Annotated in this window: 3 protein-coding genes; all 3 read left to right on the plus strand. The window is 76.2% G+C overall.

The window, feature by feature from the left end; genetic code table 11:
- Positions 1 to 820: thioesterase domain-containing protein (locus ABZW03_RS39795; protein ID WP_355269616.1), on the plus strand; the 820-nt coding region annotated here is incomplete at its 5' end.
- Positions 817 to 1002, plus strand: coding sequence for an MbtH family protein (locus tag ABZW03_RS39800; RefSeq protein ID WP_355269618.1), 186 nt, complete (start codon positions 817 to 819; stop codon positions 1000 to 1002). The genes ABZW03_RS39795 and ABZW03_RS39800, both read left to right, overlap by 4 nt.
- Positions 999 to 2393 (plus strand): DHA2 family efflux MFS transporter permease subunit, encoded by a 1395-nt coding sequence (locus tag ABZW03_RS39805; protein ID WP_355269620.1) that lies wholly within the window; start codon positions 999 to 1001, stop codon positions 2391 to 2393. The genes ABZW03_RS39800 and ABZW03_RS39805 overlap by 4 nt, the downstream gene beginning before the upstream one ends.
- Positions 2394 to 2533 lie beyond the last annotated feature (140 nt).

Consider the following 2533-nt stretch of genomic DNA (forward strand, 5'->3'; position numbering starts at 1 on the left):
GCTCCCGCTGCGGCCGGTCGCCCCCGGCCGGCAGCGCCCGCTGTTCGCCGTCCACCCGGCTGGCGGCCTCAGCTGGTGCTACACCGGCCTGATCCGCAACCTGCCCGGCGAGCTGCCGATCTACGGCCTCCAGGCCCAGGGCGTCGGCGCCGCCACCGCCGAACTCCCGCTGCCCGCCACGCTGGAGGAGCTGGCCGCGCACTACGCCGACCGGCTGCGCGAGGTCCAGCCCGAGGGCCCGTACCGGCTGCTCGGCTGGTCCACCGGCGGGATCATCGCGCACGCGGTGGCCGTCCGGCTCCAGGAGCTGGGCCAGGAGGTCGAGTTGCTCGCGATCCTGGACGCCTATCCCGCCGAGGGGTTCCGCGAGCTGCCCGTCCCCGACCAGGCCGAGGCGCTGGAGGCGCTGCTCACCATGGGCGGCTTCGGGCCGGAGGACCTGGACGGCAGCCCGCTCGAACTCGGCGCCGTCACCGCGCTGTTGCGCCGGGAGGGCAGCCCGCTCGCCGGGCTCGACGAGGCCACCGTGGCCGCGCTGAACGAGATCTACCTCAACACCAACCACCTGGTGCGCGGCTACGACCACCGGCGCTTCGCGGGCGACGTGCTGTTCTTCCGCGCCACCGTCGACACCATCGACGACACCCTGGTGCCCGAGCTCTGGGAGCCGTACGTGTCCGGCCGGATCGCCAACACCGATGTGGCCTGCTCCCACAAGGACATGACCCTGCCCGCCCCGATCGCGCACATCGCGAGCGTGATCGCCGACCACCTCGCCGGCCTCCCGGCGCGGACCGACGATGGAGAGAACCACCGATGAGCGACGCCCCCGCCAACCCCTTCGACGCCGACGGCGAGTTCCTCGCGCTCGTCAACGCCGAGGGACAGCACTCCCTGTGGCCCGCCTTCGCCGCCGTCCCGGCCGGCTGGGACGTCGCGCACGGCCCGTGCGAGCGAGCGGCCGCCCTGGAGTGGATCAGCGCGCACTGGAGCACCCTGTGACCCCTCCGGCGGTCGAGGCCCCGGCGCGCCCCCTGCTCGCGGGGCGCGCCGCGGTGGTGGTCGTCTACACGGCCGCGATGTGCATGAACGGCCTGGACTCGACCATCGTCAACCCGGCGCTGTTCAGCATCGCCGAGGACTTCGGCCGGCCCGTCTCGGCGGCCAACGCCGTGGAGACGGCTTTCCTGGTCGGCCTCGCGCTCGGCCTGCCGGTGGCCGGCTGGCTGGGCGACCGGTACGGCGTCAAGCGGGTCTTCCTCGGCTCGCTCGCCGTCTTCACCCTCGCCTCCGCGCTCTGCGCGGCGGCACCCGGCCTGGGCGCGCTGTCCGCCGCCCGGGCCGTCCAGGGGGTGGCCGGCGGGCTGCTCACGCCGGTCGGGATGACCCTGCTGTTCCGGGCCTTCGCCCCGCACGAGCGGGCCGGCCTGGGCCGCTTCCTGATCGTCCCGACCGCGCTGATGCCCGCCCTCGGGCCGCCGCTCGGCGGCTTCCTCACCGAACACCTCTCCTGGCACTGGCTGTTCCTGGTCAACGTGCCGGTCGGGGTGGCGGTCGTGGTGATCGGCCTGATCGGCCTGCGGAGCGAGGCGGAGCCCCCGGCCGGCCGCTTCGACACCACCGGCTTCCTGCTCGCCACCCCCGGCCTCGGCCTGCTCACCTACGCCCTCGGCTTCGGCCCGGCGCACGGTTGGACCTCCCCGGGCGTGGCCCTCGGCGGCCTGCTCGGCCTGGCCCTGCTGGGCGCCGCCGTACGGCACCAACTCCGGTCCGCCGAACCGCTGGTGGATCTGCGGCTGCTCGCCGACCGTACCTTCGGCCCGGCGAGCTGGCTCGCCCTGCTGACCTCGGCCGGGCTGATGGGCGCGCTGTTCGTGCTGCCGCTGCTCTACCAGGCGGCGCGCGGTGCCAGCGCCCTGGACGCCGGGCTGAGCGTCTTCCCGGAGGCGATCGGCCTGATGGCCGCCTCCCAGGTGGTGGACCGCCTGCTGCCCCGCCTCGGCCCCCGCCGCCTCGCCCTGCCCGGGCTGCTGCTGGCGGCGGCCGTGCTGGCCGCCCTGGGCTTCGCGGAGAACCCGTGGGTGGTAAGGGCGTTGATGTTCGGCGTCGGCCTGATCCTGGGCACCGCCGTCCTCACCGTCCAGATCGCCGGCTTCGCCGACGTCCCCGGCCCCGCCATGGGCCGCGCGATGGGCCTGTTCACCATCCTGCGCACCCTCGGCGGCGCCCTCGGCATCGCGGCCACCGCCGCCCTCATCGGCGCCTTCGGCGACGCCACGGGCGCCGGCCCCTACCGCCTGGCCCTCCTGCTCACGGCGGCCCTGGTCGCCGCCGGCGCCCTCCTGGCCCTCCGCCTCCCGGCCGAAGCCCCGGGCCCGCCGCCGGAGGACTGAGCACCCTCAACCGGTGGTGCGCCCGGCCCCCAGCCCCGGCCGGGGGGCGCCCCCCCACCCCCCCCCCCCAACCAGCGGCCCCCGGCGCCGGTAGGGCCCGACCCCGTACCCCCCCCCGGGACAGCGAGCGGGGCCCCCCC

The organism is Kitasatospora sp. NPDC004799 (assembly GCF_040609095.1).
In the GTDB taxonomy this organism is placed as follows: domain Bacteria; phylum Actinomycetota; class Actinomycetes; order Streptomycetales; family Streptomycetaceae; genus Kitasatospora.

Excerpts from the sequence above, each read along its gene's own strand:
- ABZW03_RS39800 (WP_355269618.1), top strand. The coding sequence starts at position 817 with ATGAGCGACGCCCCCGCCAACCCCTTCGACGCCGACGGCGAGTTCCTC.